This is a genomic window from Flammeovirga sp. MY04 (genome assembly GCF_001682195.2).
GTDB lineage: Bacteria > Bacteroidota > Bacteroidia > Cytophagales > Flammeovirgaceae > Flammeovirga > Flammeovirga yaeyamensis.
The window spans coordinates 391,753-416,089 of sequence record NZ_CP003560.2 but is presented as its reverse complement, the minus strand read 5'-3'; the positions used below and the strand labels follow the sequence as shown (position 1 = coordinate 416,089).

The following is a 24,337-nucleotide window of genomic DNA, read 5'->3' as shown; positions in this document are numbered from 1 at the left end:
GAGGCAATGACACACTAGAGATCGACCTAGGAGAATACGCAAACGAACAGATTTCAATTGTTGATATTCAAGTATCAGCAGATGAAAAAACCTTGAACATTGATCAAACGACAACGGATAATAAACTTCAAATTGTATTTGATTCAAAACAGCTTAATGAGGGTGAGAATAATATCACAATCAATCTCTCATTAGATAGTGATTTAGAATTACCCTCTACTTCTTTGTCTCAAGATATTTTAGTCGAAGTGGATAATTACCTGCCGCTTATGTTTATTGAAGAGGGTTTCATCCAAGTTGAAGATGTTGAACTTTCTGGTGAAGATGAAAGTATCGATCTTGAATGGGTTCAACGATTTTTTAACAAAGAAGAAAGTTTTCTAGTACTTGATGAAAACTTTAACCAAGTAACTGAAATTTATAAAGCTGATGGCAAAGAGTTTAATAAAGTTTATGAAATCCCTGAAAATGCAGAAGGTCAAAACTTTATGATTTATCGAATTCAAAGTTCAGAGAAATATGAATACAGTAAATATCTTGGAGAAGTTCTAGCTGATCAATATGAAGATGAAAGAGTAGTTAATATAATTCCTTTCCATAGTCAAGGTGATGAATTCCGTTTAGAAGCTAATCACTTTCAATTCGATGAAAGAAATGAAAGAAATGTAGTCCTAGCTATTAAAAATGCTGATTTTGGTGAACTTAATGTAATATTAAATCGTCAACATGTTATTTCATACGATGATGATTACACCTATTACTCACTTGAAATAAAAGATGCTTACCATTATTTTGAAAATAATTTTGCTTTCACTAACAATACTGTTTTGATTAAAGATAATTCTGATAACCAAGGAATTAAAGTAGATCTTGATCAATTAAACGAAGGAGACACGATAGTAGTAAGTAAAGATTTATTAAGTGAGCCTATTGCTAAAGAATTGAATGATGATGTTGTGGGACTATATCAATGCTTTGAATATAATGACCTTTTGCTTCGTGATAATATTTTTTGTGAGAAGAATGGTAATGCTTTTATAGTTTATAAATTCTTAAATCATGAAGATTCTGAAATCTCTTATTTTGGAGAAACAAAAGTAAGTCCTGAAGTAAATAATAATTCTTCATTCTTTTCTCTTGTAAATTCTTTAGATCAAAGCTTCACAAAACCTCTTGATTTTTCTTTACAAGACTATGAAATCACAGATGATTATATTGCATTAAACCCTTTCAATTATGATACTCCTTTGAACATTTATAATTCAGTTCATTTAGTAATTCAAGATGAAACTATCGGTAATACTATATATAAAAATTATATAAGATGTAGTGGTCGTGATAATGTTAGAGTGGTCGTACCTTTAAAATTTGACTTTGAGGGTTTTGAGGAAATTAATTCAGGGAAATTTAAAGATTTCTTTTCTAATAATATTGAAAAAGTAGGATTCGTTACTTCAACTAACTTTTTAACATCATTAGAAATAAATTCATTCTCTATCTATTCTCAAAAGGATTTATAGAAAGTAACTTATAATCAAAAAGGCAATCTCTTTTTATATTATTTAAAGAGATTGCCTTTTTTCATTTTTCTAAATTACTTCCACAAATAATCCAAAGTATAAGGACTTCCTCCATCGGTAAAGATAGTTCCATCTACAAAACGATATTTCTCGTTAAGTAAAGATATTTCTCTCAAATCCCATGGAGTTAATTGTATATTCAGAGCATCTAAGTTTTGTTGTAACCTATGTTCGTGTACAGATTTTGGTATAGCTACTGTCTCTCTTCTATTCGCCCAAGCCAACATGATTTGAGCTGTTGAAGCATCGTGCTTTTCGGCTATTTCTTTCAGCACCTCGTTCTCCAATAAAATTGGAGGATGTACACCATCTTTTTCCTGTAAACTATCTTTGGAACCTAAAGGTGAATAGGCCGTCAATATTATTCCATGAGCATCCGCATACTCCATCATCGTTCTTTGTTGATTTAATGGATGCATTTCGATCTGATTCACTACCGGTTTGATTCTGCAGTTTGATAAAATCAATTCCAAGTTGGTAACTCCAAAATTAGAGACACCAATAGAAACAGTTTTACAAGCATCAACTAATTCCTCCATTGCTTCCCATGTTTCTAAAATAGGAGCCTCTTCAGAAGTAAGAAACTCTTCTTCTTTTTGAGTAAACTTCACTCCATTCTTGTAAGCAATAGGCCAATGAATTAAATAAAGGTCCAGATAATCTAACTTAAGATCAGATAATGTTTGAGCCAATGCCTTTGGAACATCATCCTTTAAATGAGAATCATTCCAAAGTTTACCAGTAATAAATAATTCTTCTCTTTTTACCAACCCCTCTTCAATACACTCTTTAATTGCATTACCTACTTCAGGTTCATTTTCGTAGATTGCCGCACAATCTATATGACGGTATCCTAGTTTTATTGCTTTTTTTACAGCATCATATACTTCTCCTGGTTTAGATTTCCATGTGCCCAAACCGATGCTGGGAATAGTTTTGCCATTGTTTAATTTAAATGATTTGCTCATACTAAATAGTTATTTGGTTGGTATTTGGTAACTGTTGGTTACTTATTAGAGGTATGTTTATATATACTTTATGTGCAGGATAGATAAGTTTATTACTCCCTAGTAACCTATCATTATTTTACTGTAATGAATATACAATTAATAAAAGGTTATTAAAAGGTAATTCTTTAAAATGTGATGCAACCTTTTTAGTTTTTTATGAGTCTTTCAATTAAACTTTCAGTCTATTGAAAACCATTTTTAATTACACAGTTAAATTTGTATTTTTAATATTCTTAATATAACTCTCTTATACTACATATCATGGCTAAACTAATTATTCAGGATCTCAATAAAATCTATAGTAACAGAGTTCATGCATTAAATAATATTAATTTGACTATTGATAATGGCATGTTCGGATTATTAGGTCCCAACGGTGCTGGCAAGTCCTCTTTGATGCGTACTTTAGCAACCCTTCAAACTCCTGACAGTGGTTCCATTACATTAAATGGATTAGATATTCTGAAAAATCAAGATCAACTACGACAAATTCTAGGTTATCTCCCTCAAGAGTTTGGCGTTTACCCAAGAATTACCGCTGAAGAATTACTCGATCATTTGGCAATTCTAAAAGGAATCACCCAAAAGAAAGAAAGAAAAGAGTTGGTCGACTTCCTTCTGAATAAGGTGAACCTTTATGAACACAAAAATAAAGCTGTAAAAGGATTTTCTGGAGGTATGAAACAAAGAGTGGGTATTGCCCAAGCTTTAATTGGAGACCCAAAAATAATTATTGTTGATGAACCTACTGCAGGCTTAGACCCTGGAGAAAGAAATCGTTTTCACAATTTACTAGCTGATGTTGGTGATAGTGCTGTCGTGATCTTATCCACACACATTGTTGACGATGTTCGAGAATTATGTACTGATATGGCCATCATGAGTCATGGTGAAATTGTATATAACGGTTCTCCAGAAAATGTAATCAGTGAATTAGAGGGATTGGTTTGGCAAAAAACAATTGCTCGAAATGAATTAGAAGAATATGACAGTAACTATAAAATCATTTCTAATAAAATGGTGGGTGGTAAAACTGTTATTCACATACTAAGCAATTTAGATCCTTCTAACGGTTTTGTTCAAGTAGAACCCGACTTGGAAGACGTATTCTTTACCAAAACATCATTAACTCCTCAGACTCAAGAACTATAATTTATGTTTGCAGAATTTTTTAAAAAAGAGGTTGTTAGTGCTTTCAAACAACCTATGATCTATATATTCTTATTTGTTGTGGCCTTGCTTTGTTTCGGAGCAACTGCATCAGATAAAGTAATGATTGGAGGTGCTATAGGAAATATACATTCTAACTCCCCAACGGTAGTTATTAATTTCACTTTAATCTTAAGTATTTTCGGTATTCTGTTTGCCACTGCATTTTTTAATAATGCAGCTTTAAGAGACTTTAATAGCGGGTTTAACGAAATAATGTTTTCTGCTCCAATTAAGAAAAGAGATTATTTCTTTGGACGTTTTTTAGGAGCTTTACTTCTCTCTACAGTACCTCTACTAGGTGTTGCCTTAGGTATTTTATTAGGCAGTATTATTGGACCAATTTTCGATTGGACCGATCCCGAAAAATTTGGACCTACACCTTGGTTAGCTTTCCTTTGGTCATATTTTATGATCATTCTTCCAAATATGCTCATTTCTGGAGCCATCATTTTTGGATTATCAACTCAATTTAGATCAACAACTATTTCATTTGTTGGTGCCGTTATCATTTTTGTGGGGTACATTATTGGAACAACTTACAGCTCTGATTTAGAGAATGAACAATTGGCTGCATTGATTGATATTTTTGGTTTATCAGCCATCAACTTAGAAACGAAGTACTATACACCAGTTGAAAAGAATACATTAATTCCTGCTATAACATCAATTATAAGTTTGAACCGTATTATTTGGGTGGGTATCAGTTTCTCTATCATAGGACTGTTCTATAAACTTTTCTCTTTTGAAGTTAGAAAGAAAATTAAAAAAGAAAAGGTCGCTGTTGTTGAAAAGAAAATTGATTTCATCAAACCAAAACTTCATCATCAATTTACAAGTAAGACAGATTGGGTGCAATTCATTAGTTTTCTGAAAATCAATTTCAAGAATATCATGAAGAGCAACACTTTCAAAATCCTTTTAATTTGTAGCTTGATAATGATTCTTGCTGATTTATTAGAAGGATATGAATATTATGGTCTTCAATCCTATCCTGTAACTTATAAAGTACTTGATTCCATAGGTAATAACTCTGGATTATTTATTACAATTATTATCATTTTCTATAGCGGAGAACTGATATGGCAAAGTAGAGAAACGAATATCAACGAAGTTATTGACTCTACCCCTCACTCTAGTTTTTTATCGTTATTGGCCAATATTATCGCTATCGTAGGCAGTATCTGCATACTATATTTCATCAATTGTTTCATAGGAATTCTATATCAACTTGGTAATGGATTTACCAACATCAAATTAGATGTTTATTTTATTGATTTCATTTTATTGAAGCTACCTGAAATGATCACACTCACATTAGTGTGTACATTTATTCATGTGCTTATCAACCATAAATATATTGGTTATGGTGCCTCGGTACTCCTTTTGATAGGATCTAATATCATTTTCTCTATAATGGATATCCAATCCAATATGTTGAAAATTGCTTCTGCACCTTACATTATGTATTCAGATATGAACGGGTTTGGCCCCAATGTTGACGCAGTAATATGGTTTAATATGTATTGGGTATTTTTCGGAATACTTCTACTTTTATTGGGCAGTTTGATGTGGACAAGAGGCACCTCGAATTCATTTAAATATCGTCTTAAAAATATATCGAATAATCTAGATACTAGTTATATCGGAGCACTCGGTTTAGTTGGTTTAATATGGATCGGTTTGGCAGGTAACATTTACTACAACACCAAAGTATTGAACTCGTACAAATCCTCTGATGAGAATTACGAACAACAAGCAGAGTATGAGAAAAAGTATAAAAAATACGAAGGTGTTGCACAACCGGTGCTTACTGATATACATCATAATATCAGTATTTACCCTAAAGAAGGGAATGTATATACAGTCAACAATCTTACTTTAAAAAATAAGTCGAAAGAAGCAATTGATTCTCTATTCTTTGTCGTCGATGAAAAATGGAAGGTTGAATTTTTAATTAGCAATGCTGAAGAATCGTTTTTTGATGAAGAAATTGGGTTCAAGAAATTTGCAATGAAGAAACCACTAATGCCTGGTGATACATTAAAAATGACCATTAAATCTAATTTCATACAAGAAGGTTTTCAAAATGGATCTGCTAGTACAAAAGTAGTAGAGAATGGAACTTTTATTAATAATTTCGATATTCTCCCCGTTTTTGGGTACTCCAATTATTTTGAAATATCAGATAAATATAAAAGAAGAGAATACAACCTTCCACCTAGGGATAGAACACCAAAGCTTACAGAAGATAATAACCACGATTTGTGCTTTAAAAATTACTTATCGAGAGGAAATGCTGATTGGGTTAATATCACAACAACTATTTCCACTTCTGAAGATCAAATTGCCATCGCTCCGGGTTCTTTAACTAGAAAATGGAAACAGAATGGACGTAATTATTATAATTATGAGGTGGACCACATTTCACAAGCTTTTGCTTCTTTTGTCTCTGCTAGATTTGAGATTGCCAAGAAAGAATGGAATGGTATCGACCTTGAGGTGTATTATATAAAGGAACACGAAGTAAATGTACCTAAGATGTTAAGTGCAATGGAGCGTTCCTTAAAATATTACACAGAGAATTTTGGTCCATATTATCATAATCAAGCTAGAATTATTGAATTCCCAAGGTATGCCACTTTTGCACAAGCGTTCCCTGGAACAATGCCTTATTCAGAAGCCTTTGGTTTTATCACCAATTTAGAAGATGAGGAAGAAAACAATATCATAGATGCTGTTATTGCACACGAGATGGCTCATCAATGGTGGGCCCATCAAGAAATCAGTGCTGATATGCAAGGCTCTACTATGTTGACTGAATCATTTGCTGAATATTCTGCTTTAATGGTGATGAAACAAAATAACGATGACGTCAAGATGAAAAATTTCTTGAAGTACAATATGAACCGTTATTTAAGAGGACGTTCAGTAGAACAAGAAAAGGAAATGCCATTGTACAAAGTGGAAAATCAAGGATACATTCACTACGGTAAAGGCTCATTGATAATGTACGCATTGCAAGATTATATTGGAGAGGATAGCGTGAATGCAACCTTAAAGGAATTTCTTACAGAATTTAGATATAAGGAACCTCCATATCCAACTTCTTTAGATTACTTAAATCTTCTAGAAAACAAAGTACCGGATTCTTTGAACTATCTAGTAAATGATTGGTTCAAGGAAATCACTTTATACGATTACCGCTTAACCAATGCCGAAATGTTTGAGGAAGATTCCATTTTCACTTATGTGATAGATATTGAAGCCAAAAAATTTCATTCTGATTCTCTTGGAAATGAAAAAGAGGCTACTTTAGATGATTGGGTAGATGTAGGTTTATATGCTGATGCAGAGGAGAAAGATCTTATTTATGTTGAACGCATAAAATTAGATAAGAATCAAACGCAAATTCAGATAAAATCAGATAAAAAAGCCGTTAAAGCCAGTGTTGATCCTAAACGTATTCTTATCGAAAGAATATATGATGACAACACAGCAAAAATCAATAGTAAAAGCTAATTGATGGTATTTAATAAAGTTCTTTTTGAGCTAAAAAGAGATTGAAATGTGGAAATAGAGTTAAGAGTAATTGATTTTGTAAATTATAAGATTCATATACTTATTTTATGCAAAGTTATTTTATTTCATTACTCACAGTTGTACTATTTTCTACTTCAATCTCCTTAGCTCAAAAAAGAGAATTGCATGGTAGAGAAGAAGCCCATGGGGAATTAAAACATCACCGCTTATCTGTTATTTGGGGGCATGCATATGTCCCAAAAGCATTTTCCAACCCAGATAAACCTCAAACACTAATTATACCTACTATAGGGTTAGACTATGAATATTTTTTCTCACACAAATTTGCTATCGGTCTTTCAAATGAATTGGAACTATCCAATTATGTTGTGGAAACTAGGCATCATACTGAAGAAGTAGAAAGAGAGTATGCCTATGTAGGAGCCATATTAGCTATGTATGAAGTGTCTCACCTTTTGATAATTGGTATTGGTCCCGGTATTGAAATAGAAAAAAATCATAATTTCTTTGTTGGTAAAATTACTGTAGAAAGAGAATTTCCAATTATGGGTGAAGGCGGTTGGGATGTTACCCCAGTATTATCATACGAATTAAAATCTAGCCATGGACATGGTATTTACGACGCTTTTACATTTGGTATTGGTATCGGAAAACGTTTTTAATAAAAAGCCTCATGCATTAAGAGTATAAATCTTAAAACATGAGGCTTTTATATATTTACCAGAGGTATTTCCTTAGAAATTCACCTGCATTTGTAATCTTAATAAGTTACCAGCTTGATCGTTTACTGGATTTTTAGAATCTACATACGATCTGTTTGCAATAGTGTACATTGCTACAAATTCAAACGCTCTATTTGGTTGCCACTCTACACCAATTTCCCAATCATCAACCTTATAGCTTCTCGCGTCTAATTCAAACTTCTTACCACCATCATAATTAATGTATCTAACAAAAGGGAAGAATGTATGATGATCATAATTGATTTTAGCGAAAACCATCCCATAGAAACCAAATAAGTTCTTTTCCTTAATTACATTCTCTGCAGCATCGTATTCAGGTCCAACACCGTAATTTGCTTCAAATTGAAAACCAATTGGTTGAGGGTAGTATACAAATGTAGCACCTACTCTTGAATCATTAAAATTATACCCTGCTGCTTCAACTAGTTCACTTTTACCATTGTTACTCACTTCTGCCATCATTCCATCTGTTACATTTGGTAAGATATACTTACCTGTATAAGCATGAGCAGAAACTTCAATAATCTGATTGTTTGCTAATTGAAATGGCCATGAGGCTCTACCAACAACATGTAGGTTATCGTTAGCGTCTGGCGTATTAATACCTTGTCCGTTAAAAGCACCTAACGCGAATGTACCATAGTTACCAGAGTGCTTAAGGTTATTTTCTTTCATATAGTTATATATCTTTCTCACTTTTTGAGGAGTGTGATATAAAACTGCCATCAAATCACGTTCATTTGGCAATGCAGAGTTAATAGCGTCCGTACGGTCTAGAGGCATACGGAATTGAGAAGATTGCATGTTTTCATAACCGAAAGGTACTTTAGACTGACCTACTCTAATCCATGTTGACCTATGATGATCGAAATAAACATCCATGTATGCATCTCTTAATGATGGTGCTCCAGCAAAATCAGCTTGCATGTACATGTATACATTATCTAACAACCATCCACTAACCTTAAGACGTACACGTCTAAGAGATATACCTTTATCAGCCCCCCAATTCTTATCCATTTGAGGTACTTCTAAATCAGGGTTTGTTTCAAACAGTCCGTTGTAACGAGCTTGAATGTAACCACTTACTTTAATTCTATCAGTCCAGCTTTTTGGCAATGACTGTTGAATAAGTCCTTCACCATCTTGATCTAAGTCTAATGCTGCAGAATCAATCAGGATTTCTTCATTTTCAAAGTTATCTTGAGCATATAAGCTCATAGACGACATAGCGAATAGCATCACCAATAGTAGTGATATATGCGATTTCATAAAAGATTTTATTTGTTTGTAGTATGCGTATGCGATTGTGATGCAAGTATAGAGGTCGTGATTGGTAAAAAATATAGAAATCAATAAGTTAACATTAAGTTCATATTAGATAAACACTACGTAAACATTTAAGCCATTAAAGTTTACTCAGTGTTACATGCATTAATACTCATTAAGAAATTGTATATTTTTAAGAAATATATAGATATTTTAAATGTTATTTTCACCCTTTTTATAAAACCTAAACAGTCGATTGTTCTGTTTTGTAAACACATACTACAGTGTAATATAAAGTAGACTTTTTATTCAATTTATTATATAAGAGAAAGGAATATAAAAAATGGGTTACCGAAAATTCAGTAACCCATTAATTAGAAATCGATTTATATCAGATAGTCTTTATAGACTAAACATTTGCTTTTACTTTAGGAGCCCCTTCAAGAATAGATTTATCTTCTAAACCTTCTTCAAATTTCTTAAAGTTATCTACAAACTTAATCGCTAGTTTCTCAGCTGTTTCGTCATAGCCTTCGAACCCGTTAGCAATCCAAGATGCTCTTGCATCAAGTGCTTCTGCAGGAACACCTTCTACAACTTGTGGAACTTGTACTCCGAATACTGGGTGCTCAACGAATTCAACATTATCTAGTTTACCTTCTAAGGCAGCAGTAATCATCGCACGAGTATACTTCAATTTAGTACGACCCACTTTGTCAGATGGACCATTAGACCAACCTGTATTAATTAACCAAATGTTTGTATTGTGCTCTGTCATCTTCTCTCCTAGTTTCATTGCATAAACAGATGGATGAAGTGGCATAAATGGAGCTCCAAAACAAGCTGAGAAAGTTGGTGTTGGCTCTGTAACACCCGCCTCAGTACCTGCTACTTTTGCAGTATACCCTGACATAAAGTGATACATTGCTTGCTCTTTCGTTAACCTAGAGATGGCAGGTAATACACCGTAAGCATCACAAGTTAGGAAGAATATATTTTTAGGGTGTGTTTCTGAAACAGAAGGTATCTTAGCATTTTCAATGTGACTGATAGGATAAGATACACGTGTATTTTCAGTTACAGTTACATTGGTGTAATCCACTACAGATGTACCAGGGAAGAAACGAGTATTCTCTAAAGTTGCACCAAACTTGATCGCATCCCAAATTTCTGGCTCGTTTTCTCTAGTTAAGTCGATCGTTTTAGCATAACAACCTCCTTCGAAATTGTAAATACCATTATCTGACCAACCGTGCTCATCATCACCGATTAGGTTACGGTTTGGATCTGCCGATAAAGTTGTTTTACCAGTACCTGATAAACCGAAGAATACAGCTGAATCGCCATTTACACCTTCGTTAGCAGAACAGTGCATTGGTAATACATTTTGATCTACTAATAACGCATTAAGTACTGAGAAAATACCTTTTTTAATTTCACCAGTGTAACGAGAACCACCAACTAAAGCTGATTTCTCTTCGAAGTTAAGAATAGAGAAGTTCCCTTGGCGAGTACCATCAATTGCTGGGTTAGCATTGTACTCAGGAGCTTGCAATACCACATAATCTGGCTCTCCGAAAGATCTAAGTTCCTCGTCTGTTGGAACAATAAACATGTTGTTTACAAAGTGAGATACAGAAGCCAGAGGAGTAATTACTCTTACTTTGATTCTGTATGCTGGATCTGCACCTGCATACACATTGTTTACATATAATTTTTGATTATCTACTAAATAGTCCACCATCTTGTGTGCTAGACCATCGAATTTATCTTGTGGGAACGGTTTATTGATATTCCCCCACCACACTCTGTCTTTAGTGTAATTATCTTCTACAATAAAACGGTCTTGGGGAGAACGGCCTGTAAATTTACCAGTGTCGCACATAATTGCACCTGTAGAGTTAAGAACACCCTCTCCGTTTTTAATTGCTTCTGCAACTAATTGTGCAATTGACAAGTCTGTGTTTACTTGTTTCGACTCTGCTAAAAGTTTACTGGCTAATTTGTGTGTATTTGTCATTGTATTGGTTAATGTACTACAACTATCATATTGAAAAAATCCAATACCATAAAGTAGTGTGTTAAATATAAAATGTTGTTTATGTGCTTTCGTTGTTTTCGAAATACCTAGGTTATTTGTGCTAATCGATTATATACAAACCTAAGCATATTGATAAAGTGTCAGAATGACTTTTGTCAATAAGTATTAAAAACTTAATCATCATTATATAATGACTATTTACAAATCATTCATAATAACTTAATATACAGTGTTTTATATAATTAGAGATTAAAACAGATGATGAGATTTTAGGATGAATTCTATTCAAAAACATTTAATAATGAAAAAATTAATGAATTGGGACACTCAAATGTAGAAATTACACTTTTTAATACAAAAGTTTTTTTGATTATTTTTTCGTTTTTCTTCTAAAAAGACAATTTATAGATATAATACAACAACATTAGTCACTGAATAGTAATGATTCTCATCCAAATAATATTTTGTATATCATTAAAGAATAAATGAATTCTTATCATTTAGATAGAAAGTTGTTTATATTGAACGCCTATTGAGAACATTTAACTATAAAATGGAAAACCATCGAAAAATTAATGTATCGTCTGAAGTTGGTACATTAGAACGACTATTAATTCACAGTCCTGATGAAGGGATCGGCAAAGTGATTCCTACTAAGGCACAAGATTGGCTATTTGAAGATATCATACATGTAGACACAATGAGAAAAAAGGAGTATGATTTATATCTGAAAATCTTGCTCTACTTTCTAGATTATGAAAACATTCATCCGAGAATTAACGAAATTGATTCTAAGGAAGCACAAAGACATTTTTACAAACCAGACAAGGAGAATTACTTTGCTTCAGACAAAGTAATAGAACCCCAACATCTACTTGCACATTTATTAGACAACAAAGACCTTAGACAAAGGATGATTGCTTCTATCTGTGCACATGAGGGTACTGCTTACTCCTTACAATCTGAGTTAATGGAACTAGAAAGTTCTGTATTGGCTCGAGTGATGATTTCTGGAATCTTGCCTGATAAACGTATGATCTTCCCTCCTGTTCCTAACTTTATTTTCACAAGGGATATAGGTATCACGGTGAATGATCATATACTTCTAAACAAACCTAAGAAAAAAGCCCGTACTAGAGAGTCGATTATTATGAAGTATATCTTCTTTAATCATCCAATGTTTGAAGCCTATACAAATAATATCATTGAAATTAACGATCCTGAAGATTTCTTCTTATTGGACGAAGAGGAACAAGAGAAAAAGCTTGTGACTATTGAAGGTGGTGATGTAATGATGGTGGCTCCTAATCATTTATTGGTTGGGGTGAGTGAGAGAACCTCTATTCATGCAGCAAGTAAAGTGATACGTACGATGCATGAAAGAGATATTGTAGAAAAAGTAACGATCGTTAAAATACCTGCTAAAAGAGCCTACATGCATATAGATACTACTTTTACTCAGGTGAAACGTAATATGTGGGTGATTTTCGGATCTTTCTCTAAAGAAGGTTTAAAACAAGAACAAGGAGATTACATCATGTCTCTTGGTGGATCAAAAAGTGAGAACGAAATCGAGATCCTACAATACATCAAAGGCAGATCTTACGATGACCCTATCAAATTTGATTACCTAGAAGACTTATTGAACGACATCAGTCAAACCGATTTAAGATCTGAGGAGCCAACACAGTTTATTTATTCTGGTGATAATGAATTTCCGCATGGACGTAGAGAGCAGTGGACTGACTCTTGTAATGTGTTAGCACTAAAAGAGGGTGTGGTGATTGGTTATGACAGAAATGACAAAACATCAAAAGGTTTCCAGAAACAAGGAATTGAGGTGATCAGAGCAGCAGATTTATTGGATAAATTCAAAAATGAGGAACTTCACCCCTCGGAAGTAAATAATACCTTAATATTATTACCTTCAGCAGAATTATCTAGGGCAAGAGGTGGTTCTCATTGTATGAGTATGCCGCTGCTTAGGACTCCTCTTTGGTAGCAGCTCCCGATCTCATTTGTATCAAATAATAAGTATTTACGATAGCTATAAATGCATTTGATATAATTACGGGCCAAGCCGTTATCATTATTCCATAAGCTACAAAAGCAAGACAAGCTATAGAATTCACAATTCTTAATTGTCTTGTTTTTTTTAACGTAAAAGAAATCATTAAAATTACAGAGGCTACATGCCCAACATATTCTGGATTCATAAAATTATTTATTAATGAAAAAGATCATTCAATCGTTTACTTTATCGATACTTCTCACCTTAAGCTTCAATTGCTTTGCACAAACAGAAACCTACGATCCTTCTGCTGATGCCATGAAGGACATTCAATCAGCTGTAAAAACTGCTTCCAAAGAAGGGAAACACGTTTTTGTAAAGGTCGGTGGTAATTGGTGTGGTTGGTGTAAGAAATATGCCAAATTTACACATGAAGATGCCGAAATTTCAAAACTTATGGAAGATTACTATGTTAAAGTGTTAGTAAATTGGAGTAATGACAACAAAAATCCTGAAGCAATGAAGTATTTGGGAAATCCGCAACGCTTTGGCTATCCTGTTTTTGTTATTTTAGATGGCCATGGGAAAGTGATTCATATTCAAAATTCGGCTTATCTAGAAAGTGGTAAAGGATATGATAAAAATAAAGTGATGATGTTCTTGAAAGGTTGGACAACAACAGCAATAGATCCTAAGACGTATAATTAAAAAATAGGCAATTGAAGTATTAAGTTTATTTACTTCAGTTAATCATAAAAGAGTTTGATATAACTTTGAGGTTATATAGACCAAGGAGTTATATCAAAATCTACAAACAACCACTTTAAATATATGAAAAACATCCTACTTAAATTCCTTTTATTATCAAGTATTCCTTTATTAATTTATGCCTGTAAACCTGTAGAAAATTACCCAATGCGTACTGTTATTATTGCTTTTAATTGGGAAAAATGTAATTCATTAGATGGACGCGTAATTGTGTTGGACCGCTACCCACTTGAACCTCCTGTTTATGGAAGTACAAGAAATCTTAGAAGAAATAGTAAAACTGATACTACCACTTATTTAGCAGTAAATTACAGAGGTAACCTCACTTTCGAACGTTATGATAATCCAGAAAACTTCTCCTATGCATCTGTAAAGGAATCTACAGCAATTCCAAGAATTGATACTGTTGAAATTGTTTTATGGGATGTACTAAACACTCAAACGAACTAAACACCATTTTTACCCACTTATCCAATTTCATAACACCACACACTTTATGTTAATATCCACTAATATATTTGATGGTTTTTAGGAGTTTTTAATAAATTAAGCCTGTGAAATTATTACAATGTGTGCAACAGCAATTATTTACGTTTTAAACCTAAGGCTGAATAAAAGCAACTAAATTCTTAAACTTACAACATGGTGGTGACCAATAAATTTTATTTACAATATTTATTAGCAATGTTTTTCTTTATTCCGGTTTCTGTAGAAGCTTTTGGTGATGAAGATGATAAAAAACATACAAAAAACTCAGATACTCATCATGAAAATCATTTTGAGGTAGAGTTATCTTATAATAATGCTAGTCATTTTGAGTTTACAAGTTCTGTTTACTTTGCTCATTTGACAAAGTTTCAGGGTACAGTCGAATTCACGGGACATCATTTTGCGGGATGTTTTGTAAGAGAAATACCTTTGGGACATTCTAAATTCGGTACTTTTGTAGGATTAGGTTCTACTTTTGGCTTTAGCCACGAAGAAGACCAACATTCTGGTTCTGTTCCTCAAACAGATCATGAAGATCACTTAGATTGGTCGGGAAGTTTAATTTTCCAATCGGGCATTGCTTATTCACTAGACAGACATTGGAGTACAGGTTTCACACTTTCTCCAGGTGTTGATTTTGAAACTCACCAACCCAACTTTGGGATGACATTCGATTTGGTGTTTGGTTTTTAAGCTCAAAAAAAATTAAAGAAAAACAGTTTATAGAACGGTAAGGTGGTATTATTTGATGGATTAAAAATCAGATAATACCACTTTTTTTATAAAGTATCTTAAAACATTGTTTGATAGCTAACATAAAAAATTCCTTTACGTTACTTCATTTAGAAAACAATTTTATTGCTATTCTACCTGTTATTCCGGTCTCAGGTAAATTATCTCTATACTAAGTTTCAAACCTATGTTTTATTACCGTACATCAATCAAAACTATTTTAACTTTCCTTTTCATTACGGGATCGTTTGCCTGTGCTATAGGTCAAACTACTCATAATTATACAGATGTTGAACAAGAAGATCTCACTACTAAGCACGAGTCTACTACTCAAGTAGAACATCACGAAGAGTTAACTTCCCATGAAGGGAAACATCATAAATATGAATTAGAAATTTCATACAGTAATTCAGGGCATTGGGAGTTTACAGGATCCATTTATTTTGCTCACCTTACTAAATTCCAAGGTACAGTAGAATTTACGGGTAAACACTTTGCTTCTGTGGTTGTCAGAGAAATTCCGATCGGTCATTCTAAATGGGGTACGTTTGTAGGTGTAGGTGGTACATTTGGTTCTCATGATAGCCATGACTTCACTGATGAACATTATATTGATGTTGATGTGGAAGATATGACTCACCCTGATGATGTTCCTGTTGAAGACGGGAATCATCGTGAATGGGGAGGTGCTGTAATTGTACAAACTGGACTTGCTTATTCATTAAATAATCATTGGAGTACAGGATTTACACTATCTCCTGGTATTGATGTACATACGCATCAGCCAACATTTGGGGCCACGCTTGATTTAGTATTTGGCTTTTAATACTGAAATAAAAATTTGATAGAGAAAGAGGCTATAATTAATTATATAATTATAGCCTCTTTTTGATTGAATCCAGAAACTTGTTCGTTTCAAAAGTACTTATCTTGTACTTTTTCCTTTGTGTTTAAATCTACAGATGTTCATTTCACCTGTTTCATTAAAGTAAGAAGTGTGGATTAACACATCGTTGATTTTGAAATAAACATTCGTGATGTGCTTGGTTTTAACAACCTCGACTAAACTTGCGGTTTTAATTCCTTTTTTGAATTTCGCAACAAGGTCTTCTGATCCTGTATGATACAGGTAATCAGCCTTTCCTTCTGAGTGGATACCGATGTAATCCAGAATAAACGACTTAGCATGTTCTTCTGTGAATACTTTGTTTTTTACTGATGATAGATGCTCATCTGTAAGTTTGTCCAATTCTGTTGCAAATGATGGGGTAATTGCAAGGTAAAGTAATGCCACTAATTGTATTAGGGCTAGGGTAAAGTTTTTCATTGCTAGAAAGAATAAAATAATTTAATAGCTACAAAATGTAACTATCTGCTAGTAATAGGGTTAAAACTACAAAGGTTTGGTCAATGTTAGAGGTAAATGTTCCTTGCATTCACTTTTATTAGGAATTTATTAGATTATAGTTCCTTTTTCAACTCTTTAACGACATGAAATACTACTGGACAAGTGATGGTATTTCTAGCGTGGAGTGCCGGTCTTTGGTTAAAACCTTGGTTTTGAGTTAATGGATATTCCCTACAAGCTTTCGGACGTGCTTCATATATTGAACAGTAATTATCGCTTCCAAGAAAAGGACAAGGTTGTTGATTCATCACGTAATCACCTTCGTGATCTACATTTAAATACTGTTCAATCACCTCAGTTTCCTTAATTCTTAAATGCTTACCTATACGTTTTACATCGGTTTGCGTAACTACTGGACTTATCGTTTTACAGCAATTGGCACAGGCTAAACAATCAAACTGTTCAAAAGCTTCATCGTCCAAGCGATTGACAATTTGATCTATTTGTTTTCCTTTTTTTGTTTTTTCAAGCGTTGAAGAAAAGTCTTGTGTTCCTTTAATTTCGCTTTAGAATTTTTCTGCCAATCTTCGTATAAATCCATAATTATTCTTGCATTCGGTAGGCGATCATTTTATTCTTTACAATACAATAGACTGTATGATTTGACGCACTATATACCGCAAATTTCACTTTTTTCGCGGGCAAATCTAGGGTATTTTTTTCAGTTGAGTACAATGATTTAAAATGTATTTGATCTTTCTTTAGCCAATACATTTTATCGTCGGTAAATCCAATTACCGTAGCTCCTCCAATATCAGTAGGTTCAGATAAAATATTGCCCAATAAATCGAAAGTAAATACACCCATCCTTTCCTCTACAACATATAAGTTATTCTGATATTCCCTCATCCAAGTGGGGTTCCAATAACTTGCAGATAGAATTTGTTCAATCGATACATCCAGGCTGACTTGCTGTTGTTGGGGATAATATTTTTTGAGACGAAACGATGGTTGGTCGTATACCCATATCCCTCCGTCGGTAGCATTAGTAGCCACGGAAGCATATTCTATCAATTCTTCATCAAATAAATATTCGGATTGTTGAGTAAGTTGTTGTCCTAAGGCTCTAATACCCTGCCAATCAGGAGAAAATAAAACCGTGTTGAGCATTGCCCAAGCATCAATTTGAACCTCAGCGGGAGTTGTTGGTGAATAACGACGTACTTCCTCATCATCTCTATATTGCATCACGTTTCCTTCATGATCTACAATATAAATAAAACCCATTCGGTCGATATCCATGGCGGCGACCTCTCCTACTTCTATTTCAAAAAGCTGGGTTTGTGCATATGAATTTCCTGTTAAGAATAAGAGGCTACTCAAAAGTAAGTAGCTCCACTTTTTCACCGTCGAAAGTAGCGTATTTATATTGAGAGAGCCATTCGCCGGTATTAATATATTTTCCTCCATTGTCGACATCTAGTTCAAGATATAAGTGTCTATGTCCAAATATATAATAATCTCGGTACTCTTCCTTTTGTTTTTGCTGACAATACAGCCAAATCCATTCTTTTTCGGGTCCATGGTACTCATGGTCTTTCTCTGCTCCTGCTGCTCTAGATTGTTTTGACCATGTTTGTGCAATGCCCATACCTATGGTTGGATGCAAAAAGCCAAATAACCACTGACACAACGGATTGGCAAAAACCTTCTTAATAAACTTGTAGGTATAATCTCCAGGACCTAGGCCGTCTCCATGACCGATATGAAACTTCTTTCCCCACCATTCTACATCAATCGGTTCTCTAATGACCTCTACTCCTAGTTCTTTAGGGAAGTAGTCAAACATCCACATATCATGGTTTCCAGTAAAGAAAGTGATGGGTACTCCTCGGTCTCTTAACTCTGCTAGTTTCCCTTGAAACCTCAGGAAGCCTTTTGGTACTGCGAATCGATACTCAAACCAAAAATCAAATAAATCGCCTAATAAATAAATATGTTCTGCATCTTCTGCCACCATATCCAACCAACGGCAGATCTTCTTTTCTCTTTCAAGACTTGCCTCGTAGGAAGGGGTTCCTAAATGAAAATCGGATGCGAAATATATTTTCTTAGACATAAATTTTATTGATGTATTATTTTGTTCTGACTACAAAACTAACAGTTTCATCAAAAATCTGATAGTGTTTTGAAGCTATTTAAAAAAATTGACTTAATCTTCAGACTCAGAGTAAATAATTCTTATTCTGTGTAAGATATGATCTCAAAAAAAAAGTCAGTCTCCTTAAGGAAACTGACTTTTGTATGTCTTTGGTAAAAAAGCAAAGATAAAAGATTAGAATCTTTTCTCTCTAACTTTAGCAGCCTTACCATAACGACCACGTAAGTAGAATAATCTTGCTCTTCTTACTTTACCTTTTCTCAATACCTCGATCTTGTCGATGTTTGGTGAGTTTAAAGGGAAGATACGCTCTACACCAATACCGTTAGAGATCTTACGTACAGTGAAAGTTTCACCTAAAGAACCCTTGTTACGACGTTGGATAACCGTACCTTGGAACTTTTGAACACGCTCCTTGTTACCCTCTTTAATTTTTACGTATACGTCTACCGTATCACCTGCGCCGAAAGCGGGATGTTTCTCCATGTTGGATGAAAAATCCTTTTCAACTTTTTTAATTAAATCCATTGTTTGATAAAATTTATCGTACAAAATTTTCGAAATGCAAAGATAGAAAAGATAATTTAGAAAAGAAATAAAACTTTGATATTTACTTCGTTAATGAAGCATTATGTTTTTTAAGGTAGCAGGTAGCAGGTAGCAGGTAGCAGGTAGCAGGTAGCAGGTAGCAAATTTAACGCTCGTATAAAAAAATATCTTTAGCTAGAACCCATTCTTTGAGTTAGACCACAAAAAGAGGTGGTTTAACCCCTCTTTAATTACCAATTAAGAACTTATTGATTTAATACTATAACTATATCTCAACCACCTCAAGCTACCACTCTTCCCCAAGGAGGGGGGCACCCCTCCGAGATCCATCGATCCATACCTATATCCTATATGGATGTAAGGGCGAATCGCATTCGCCTCAATATTAGACTTCTAATACATTAATGATCAATAAACAAAAGGAAAAACCACCTTCCTATCCTTCGGAAAATCATCAAACTTTTTGATATACCACTCGTAATGATCTCTTGCTCTTGGTAACAAATTAGCGAGGGTCCATATCAAGAAACTAAGTGATGCATAGTTAGGTACAATGAGAAAAAAGCCGGTCCATTCTATAATTTCTCCAAATAGGTTGGGAGAAGCTACTTTATCAAATAAAAATCCTTTAGGAATAACGTAATGACTCTCTCCTGGCTTTCTTAATGACAGAAGTATATTATCAGATTTTATATTGATGTACATTCCCAAGAAGAAGAGGGCTACCCCTACCCAAATCCACCAATCGGTCATCACATTTGTTTCATGGAATGATAGAAATATCCCATTCAAAGATCCATTGATAATGTTAAAGAAAACAGCAGACGACATGATAATGACGGGCATTTTCTTTTTCTTATTTGCCATTCGAAATGGGAATACGCACGCTCGATTGTAATAATGAATCGTCCAAAGAAACATTCCGATGTAAGACCAATAATTGAATATAGGTGTGTTACTACTTCCCCATAAAAAACCTATCCATAAAAATATTGGAGATATTATTTCCATAATAAACCAACCCCAACTATTGGAAATCAAAGGACCCCAATCTGATCTAGTGTGTCGACCAAAAGGAGCGGTTACTCTACCAAAAAATAAGCATAGAAATGTAATGATTCCTAAAATAATCCATCCATAAGAAATAAAGAAAAAGGTATCGAATAAGGAGAGGGTGTTTAAAAAAATCATGAATATAACTTTGCTTTTAATGTTTGTTATCATGTAAATGTAATAAATATTGAATATACTTATATTGCATTCAGAAGATCACAAAAACTAAATGCATTCGTGAGAACTATGTTCTTACTTAGCTATAATTCGAATTAAAAATAGTAGTCTTGATACAAGAAATCATTACGAAAGATCAGTTCGAGGAGATGTTTAGAGCACAATATCCTAAGCTTTGTGCCTATGCAAATACGTTCCTTAAAGACATGCAAGCATCAGAAGATGTGGTTCATGATGTATTAATTAAGCTTTGGGAACAAAGAGAACAAATTGATATTGACCTCTCTTTAGATGCTTATCTTTTTCGAGCTGTAAGAAATAAATGTCTGAATGTTATTCGACACTCAGAAGTGAAAGAGAATTATAAAGTTCAAATGGAACATAATTCCTCTTCACAACATGTAGAAGAAGACCTTGAAGCTTCAGAATTGGATACTAAAATCCAATCAGCAATACAAAGCATGCCTGATAAAAGGAAGAATATCTTTTTATTAAGCAGGTTTGAAGGGCTCAAGTATTCTGAAATTGCCGATCAATTAAATATTAGTGTGAAGACGGTTGAAAACCAAATGTCGTCCGCTTTAAAGTATTTAAAATCAGAACTTTCCTCATTTATATCTATAATTATCGCATTTTTCATCATTTTTTTTGATTAAAGAATAGGGGGAAAAGAATAATGAGGTGTCATAAAAGTAACTATGGAAGAGAACCAAAAAATAGAAGATATATTAATCGCTAAACACTTGGCAGGTGATATTTCCTTTGAGGAGGAATTACAGTTGGATGCTTGGGTGAAGAAAAGCGAAGAAAACCAACTTCATTTCGAAGGAATGAAAGCGGTTTGGGAAGCAACACAGCCCGGAAAAGTTTCGGCAGCTGTTGATGTGGACAAAGCTTGGAATAAGTTTTCTGAGGAAATTGAGACTAAAAAAGGGAAAACAATTCAGTTTACTCCTTGGCAAATGGTATCGGCGGCTGTTGCTGCAATGCTTGTTATATTTTTCGGAGTACGCTTTTTCCAACAATCCAATACAACGGTTGTGGATGATGTACAACGTTTCGCCACAACTACCTCTACCCTATTGGATACTTTAAATGATGGATCTGTCATCACTTTAAATCAGGAAAGTGCATTGGCCGTACAATCTTTTGATGGTAACTCCAGAGAAATGACTTTGGATGGAGAAGCTTATTTTGAAGTGGCTCACAACGAAGATCAACCATTTATTGTTCATACTAAGTATGGAGACATTACTGTTTTGGGAACTAAATTCAACGTAAATACTTTAGACAACAAAGTAACAGTTACAGTAACCGATGGACTAGTAAAACTAACCGCTCCAAACAAAAAGTATGTTTTACTTCCTAAAGGAAAACAAGGTATTTATGCCTCAGGACAAGCCGTTCCTCTGGAAAACGAGGTAAATGTGGTTAATGAGATGTTCTGGAAACATCAAAAATTAGAATTTAAAAACGCAGAATTTCAAGAGGTCGTAAAATCAATTGAAAAAGCTTATGATGTGAAAATTGAGGTGAATAACGAAAACCTTTACCATAAAGAAGTTACAAGTTCATTTGACCATGAATCCATAGAGGGTGTTTTACAAGTAATGGAAGCAACCTTAAACTTGAGAGTACAGAAAACAGCAGACAAACAATATTTAATTGATTAATGAAAAACAAGATATTTAGACTATTAACTTTCTTTATTTTCATTTCTACTTCAATAATTGCTGCAGATACTGAAAGTTTATTAAATAGAGTCATAAGCATAAACATAAGAAATGAACCAATAGAGGATGCACTTGAAATTATCAGTGATAAAGGAGGTTTTTTGTTTTCTTACAACTCTTCTATAATCGATAAAAATCAATTGATATCTAAAAGGATTCAGAACAAAACTATTGAGAATATTCTTTATGATATACTTGGAGATTCCTATGAGTTTAGACAAGTAGGAAATTCTCATATCATCATAAGGGAAGCATTTACACTAACAATTCGCCCTATGGAGGATCGAAAGCGATTAACTCCTGCTGAACAAGAAAGACTTAAAGAAGACATTCCTCTTATTGGTAAAGTACTTGATGAAAAAACAGGTAAAGGAATCGAAAATGTAGTCGTATACGATAGTAGAAGAAAACTACTTACCTTAACTGATTCCACCGGTTATTATCGCTTAGATATTCCTGTCGAACAACTAAATGAAGGGGTCTTTTTTAGAGGTCGTGGGTATTACGATACTATGGTACAATTTGACCCTGACAAAGAAGCCAAGTTTATAAAATACAATGTTAACCTTACTCCTTATCTAGATCAGCCTGGTCCTATTGATAAGGATTTTACACTTACTGCAACAAACCCTCATTCTTTAGGTTTAGTTCAGAAATTAGTTCCGACTAAAGTCGATGTTATTTCCAATAATATCGAGCAAGTGGAAACTAGGGTATTTCAATTTACCTTCGTTCCATTTTTAAGCAATACCAATTTCTTAGGTGGTTCTTACGAAAACCGTTTATCAATAAATACATTTGTAGGCTATTCTGCAGGTGTAAAAGGACTTGAAATCGGCGGTTTTGTGAACATCAACCGATTCAATATGAGAGGTATGCAAGTCGGTGGCTTGGCCAATATTGTAGGGGGTAATGTCAACGGTTTTCAAGTAGGCGGTATCTCTAACTATAACCTTGGTAAAGTAAACGGTGTAAACTTTGGTGGTATTCTGAATGTTGCAAAAGACACTGTATTAGGTATACACGTAGGTGGTATTGCCGATTTAACCTTAAAAAAAACGACCGGAATCCAAATTGGAGGTATTGTATCAACCTCTGTCGAGGAAACTAATGGTATTCAAATTGGCGGTATATATTCTTATGCTGAAAAATTCAATGGTATTCAAATAGGTGGTATTACCAATACAACAATAAAAAATTCGAATGGCATGCAGATGTCGGGTATCTACAACTATGGACAAAAACTAAGAGGAATGCAGGTTGCTGGTATTTCAAATACAGTAACTGATACCATTAGTGGTGTTCAATTAGCCGGAATTTACAATTACGCCAAGAATATGAATGGTGTACAAATTGGTTTGGTCAACTCTGCAAAACGAGGAAAGAACGCTTTCCCTATTGGACTTTTTGCGTGGTATGACGATGGGTATCACTCTGCCGGTATAGAAGCAGACGAAACCACTTGGGCCAATTTCTATTTCCGTTCAGGATCAAGAAAGCTGTATAATTACTTTCATGTGAAATACAACTTTGGAAACGAATACCACCCTGAAGGTATAGGTGTAGGTTATGGCTTTGGTACATTCCTTATGAAAAGATTAAACTTCGAAGCGGGTGCCGTATTTAGCATGACTACAGATTATGATGATTGGACTTCCTTCTATGTAAATACTAAAATTAGATACGTTCAACCTATCGGAAAACACTTCAATATTTTAGTTGGCCCTACAGTAAATTGGAGTCCAGAAATTGATGGAAGAAGAATGACTGTGCCTCCAAATCTATGGAAAAATGAATTCGAAAGTGGACCGCTTTGGATATCGGCGAACTTTGGATTGCAATTTACGTGGTAGGTTTTTGAGGTAGCAGGTAGCAGGTAGCAGGTAGCAAAGTTAACGCTCGTTTTAACTAAGCAACTAAG

Annotated in this window: 22 protein-coding genes; 12 read left to right on the top strand and 10 right to left on the bottom strand. The window is 34.0% G+C overall.

Features of this window, described 5'->3' with window-relative positions:
* The first annotated feature begins 92 nt into the window (after positions 1–92).
* Positions 93–1,520, top strand: coding sequence for a hypothetical protein (locus MY04_RS01675; RefSeq protein WP_158297513.1), 1,428 nt, complete (start codon positions 93–95; stop codon positions 1,518–1,520).
* 74 nt (positions 1,521–1,594) lie between these two features.
* On the opposite strand, the gene MY04_RS01670 is transcribed toward MY04_RS01675, so the two are convergent.
* Entirely contained in the window at positions 1,595–2,548 is a 954-nt protein-coding gene (locus tag MY04_RS01670) for an aldo/keto reductase (RefSeq protein WP_066205408.1), read from the bottom strand.
* A 303-nt stretch (positions 2,549–2,851) separates the two neighbouring features.
* Between MY04_RS01670 and MY04_RS01665 the strand changes: the two genes are divergently transcribed.
* The 3 genes from MY04_RS01665 (at position 2,852) to MY04_RS01655 (ending at position 8,004) form a co-directional block, all read left to right on the top strand.
* Positions 2,852–3,742 (top strand): ABC transporter ATP-binding protein, encoded by an 891-nt coding sequence (locus MY04_RS01665; RefSeq protein ID WP_066205404.1) that lies wholly within the window; start codon positions 2,852–2,854, stop codon positions 3,740–3,742.
* 3 nt (positions 3,743–3,745) lie between these two features.
* On the top strand, positions 3,746–7,321 hold the full coding sequence (locus MY04_RS01660) for an ABC transporter permease/M1 family aminopeptidase (protein ID WP_066205402.1): 3,576 nt from the start codon (positions 3,746–3,748) through the stop codon (positions 7,319–7,321).
* Between the two features lie 107 nt (positions 7,322–7,428).
* Entirely contained in the window at positions 7,429–8,004 is a 576-nt protein-coding gene (locus tag MY04_RS01655) for a hypothetical protein (protein WP_066205400.1), read from the top strand.
* Positions 8,005–8,076: 72 nt separating this feature from the next.
* Here MY04_RS01655 and MY04_RS01650 read toward each other — a convergent pair whose 3' ends face one another.
* Together MY04_RS01650 and pckA are read right to left on the bottom strand one after the other, a co-directional pair.
* Positions 8,077–9,357, bottom strand: a complete 1,281-nt coding sequence (locus MY04_RS01650) for a porin (RefSeq protein WP_101958123.1) — start codon at positions 9,355–9,357, stop codon at positions 8,077–8,079.
* A gap of 406 nt (positions 9,358–9,763) precedes the next feature.
* Positions 9,764–11,374, bottom strand: coding sequence for a phosphoenolpyruvate carboxykinase (ATP) (gene pckA / locus MY04_RS01645; RefSeq protein ID WP_066205399.1), 1,611 nt, complete (start codon positions 11,372–11,374; stop codon positions 9,764–9,766).
* A gap of 574 nt (positions 11,375–11,948) precedes the next feature.
* Between pckA and MY04_RS01640 the strand changes: the two genes are divergently transcribed.
* The gene (locus tag MY04_RS01640) at positions 11,949–13,397 is read left to right on the top strand and encodes an arginine deiminase family protein (RefSeq protein WP_066205397.1); all 1,449 of its coding nucleotides are present in this window, start codon (positions 11,949–11,951) and stop codon (positions 13,395–13,397) included.
* Here the strand turns inward: MY04_RS01640 and MY04_RS01635 are convergent.
* Complete coding sequence (locus tag MY04_RS01635) at positions 13,378–13,611, bottom strand: YgjV family protein (RefSeq protein WP_066205395.1); 234 nt, start codon at positions 13,609–13,611, stop codon at positions 13,378–13,380. The two genes, MY04_RS01640 and MY04_RS01635, sit on opposite strands and share 20 nt — an antisense overlap.
* 14 nt (positions 13,612–13,625) lie before the next feature.
* Here MY04_RS01635 and MY04_RS01630 point away from each other — a divergent pair, with 14 nt between their 5' ends.
* The 4 genes from MY04_RS01630 (at position 13,626) to MY04_RS01615 (ending at position 16,221) form a co-directional block, all read left to right on the top strand.
* The gene (locus tag MY04_RS01630; protein WP_066205393.1) at positions 13,626–14,114 is read left to right on the top strand and encodes a thioredoxin family protein; all 489 of its coding nucleotides are present in this window, start codon (positions 13,626–13,628) and stop codon (positions 14,112–14,114) included.
* Between the two features lie 123 nt (positions 14,115–14,237).
* Positions 14,238–14,624, top strand: coding sequence for a hypothetical protein (locus MY04_RS01625; protein WP_066205390.1), 387 nt, complete (start codon positions 14,238–14,240; stop codon positions 14,622–14,624).
* A gap of 198 nt (positions 14,625–14,822) precedes the next feature.
* A complete protein-coding gene (locus MY04_RS01620) occupies positions 14,823–15,356 on the top strand; it encodes a hypothetical protein (protein WP_158297512.1) in 534 nt (177 codons plus the stop codon).
* A 226-nt stretch (positions 15,357–15,582) separates the two neighbouring features.
* Positions 15,583–16,221, top strand: coding sequence for a hypothetical protein (locus MY04_RS01615; protein ID WP_066205383.1), 639 nt, complete (start codon positions 15,583–15,585; stop codon positions 16,219–16,221).
* A gap of 99 nt (positions 16,222–16,320) precedes the next feature.
* Here MY04_RS01615 and MY04_RS01610 read toward each other — a convergent pair whose 3' ends face one another.
* The 6 genes from MY04_RS01610 to MY04_RS01585 form a co-directional block, all read right to left on the bottom strand.
* Positions 16,321–16,722: a hypothetical protein gene (locus tag MY04_RS01610; protein ID WP_066205380.1), complete on the bottom strand. Its 402-nt coding sequence runs from the start codon at positions 16,720–16,722 to the stop codon at positions 16,321–16,323.
* 134 nt (positions 16,723–16,856) lie between these two features.
* Positions 16,857–17,225 (bottom strand): YkgJ family cysteine cluster protein, encoded by a 369-nt coding sequence (locus MY04_RS01605; RefSeq protein WP_236941090.1) that lies wholly within the window; start codon positions 17,223–17,225, stop codon positions 16,857–16,859.
* Between the two features lie 121 nt (positions 17,226–17,346).
* A complete protein-coding gene (locus tag MY04_RS01600) occupies positions 17,347–18,150 on the bottom strand; it encodes a hypothetical protein (RefSeq protein WP_162273782.1) in 804 nt (267 codons plus the stop codon).
* Positions 18,119–18,862 (bottom strand): UDP-2,3-diacylglucosamine diphosphatase, encoded by a 744-nt coding sequence (locus MY04_RS01595; RefSeq protein ID WP_066205373.1) that lies wholly within the window; start codon positions 18,860–18,862, stop codon positions 18,119–18,121. The genes MY04_RS01600 and MY04_RS01595 overlap by 32 nt, the downstream gene beginning before the upstream one ends.
* A 216-nt stretch (positions 18,863–19,078) precedes the next feature.
* Positions 19,079–19,432 (bottom strand): 50S ribosomal protein L19, encoded by a 354-nt coding sequence (gene rplS / locus MY04_RS01590; RefSeq protein ID WP_066205370.1) that lies wholly within the window; start codon positions 19,430–19,432, stop codon positions 19,079–19,081.
* Positions 19,433–19,861: 429 nt separating this feature from the next.
* On the bottom strand, positions 19,862–20,644 hold the full coding sequence (locus MY04_RS01585) for a DUF1295 domain-containing protein (protein ID WP_066205368.1): 783 nt from the start codon (positions 20,642–20,644) through the stop codon (positions 19,862–19,864).
* Positions 20,645–20,793: 149 nt separating this feature from the next.
* Between MY04_RS01585 and MY04_RS01580 the strand changes: the two genes are divergently transcribed.
* The 3 genes from MY04_RS01580 to MY04_RS01570 are packed head-to-tail and all read left to right on the top strand — an operon-like array spanning position 20,794 to position 24,269.
* Entirely contained in the window at positions 20,794–21,339 is a 546-nt protein-coding gene (locus tag MY04_RS01580; RefSeq protein ID WP_084005722.1) for an RNA polymerase sigma-70 factor, read from the top strand.
* Between the two features lie 42 nt (positions 21,340–21,381).
* Positions 21,382–22,356 (top strand): FecR family protein, encoded by a 975-nt coding sequence (locus MY04_RS01575; protein WP_066205365.1) that lies wholly within the window; start codon positions 21,382–21,384, stop codon positions 22,354–22,356.
* The gene (locus tag MY04_RS01570) at positions 22,356–24,269 is read left to right on the top strand and encodes a hypothetical protein (RefSeq protein WP_066205363.1); all 1,914 of its coding nucleotides are present in this window, start codon (positions 22,356–22,358) and stop codon (positions 24,267–24,269) included. The genes MY04_RS01575 and MY04_RS01570 overlap by 1 nt, the downstream gene beginning before the upstream one ends.
* The last annotated feature ends 68 nt before the right edge of the window (positions 24,270–24,337 follow it).

Coding starts and splice junctions, on each gene's coding strand:
- MY04_RS01670 (WP_066205408.1), bottom strand. CDS start 2,548: ATGAGCAAATCATTTAAATTAAACAATGGCAAAACTATTCCCAGCATC.
- MY04_RS01665 (WP_066205404.1), top strand. CDS start 2,852: ATGGCTAAACTAATTATTCAGGATCTCAATAAAATCTATAGTAACAGA.
- MY04_RS01660 (WP_066205402.1), top strand. CDS start 3,746: ATGTTTGCAGAATTTTTTAAAAAAGAGGTTGTTAGTGCTTTCAAACAA.
- MY04_RS01655 (WP_066205400.1), top strand. CDS start 7,429: ATGCAAAGTTATTTTATTTCATTACTCACAGTTGTACTATTTTCTACT.
- MY04_RS01650 (WP_101958123.1), bottom strand. CDS start 9,357: ATGAAATCGCATATATCACTACTATTGGTGATGCTATTCGCTATGTCG.
- pckA (WP_066205399.1), bottom strand. CDS start 11,374: ATGACAAATACACACAAATTAGCCAGTAAACTTTTAGCAGAGTCGAAA.
- MY04_RS01640 (WP_066205397.1), top strand. CDS start 11,949: ATGGAAAACCATCGAAAAATTAATGTATCGTCTGAAGTTGGTACATTA.
- MY04_RS01635 (WP_066205395.1), bottom strand. CDS start 13,611: ATGAATCCAGAATATGTTGGGCATGTAGCCTCTGTAATTTTAATGATT.
- MY04_RS01630 (WP_066205393.1), top strand. CDS start 13,626: ATGAAAAAGATCATTCAATCGTTTACTTTATCGATACTTCTCACCTTA.
- MY04_RS01625 (WP_066205390.1), top strand. CDS start 14,238: ATGAAAAACATCCTACTTAAATTCCTTTTATTATCAAGTATTCCTTTA.
- MY04_RS01615 (WP_066205383.1), top strand. CDS start 15,583: ATGTTTTATTACCGTACATCAATCAAAACTATTTTAACTTTCCTTTTC.
- MY04_RS01610 (WP_066205380.1), bottom strand. CDS start 16,722: ATGAAAAACTTTACCCTAGCCCTAATACAATTAGTGGCATTACTTTAC.
- MY04_RS01595 (WP_066205373.1), bottom strand. CDS start 18,862: ATGTCTAAGAAAATATATTTCGCATCCGATTTTCATTTAGGAACCCCT.
- rplS (WP_066205370.1), bottom strand. CDS start 19,432: ATGGATTTAATTAAAAAAGTTGAAAAGGATTTTTCATCCAACATGGAG.
- MY04_RS01585 (WP_066205368.1), bottom strand. CDS start 20,644: ATGATTTTTTTAAACACCCTCTCCTTATTCGATACCTTTTTCTTTATT.
- MY04_RS01575 (WP_066205365.1), top strand. CDS start 21,382: ATGGAAGAGAACCAAAAAATAGAAGATATATTAATCGCTAAACACTTG.
- MY04_RS01570 (WP_066205363.1), top strand. CDS start 22,356: ATGAAAAACAAGATATTTAGACTATTAACTTTCTTTATTTTCATTTCT.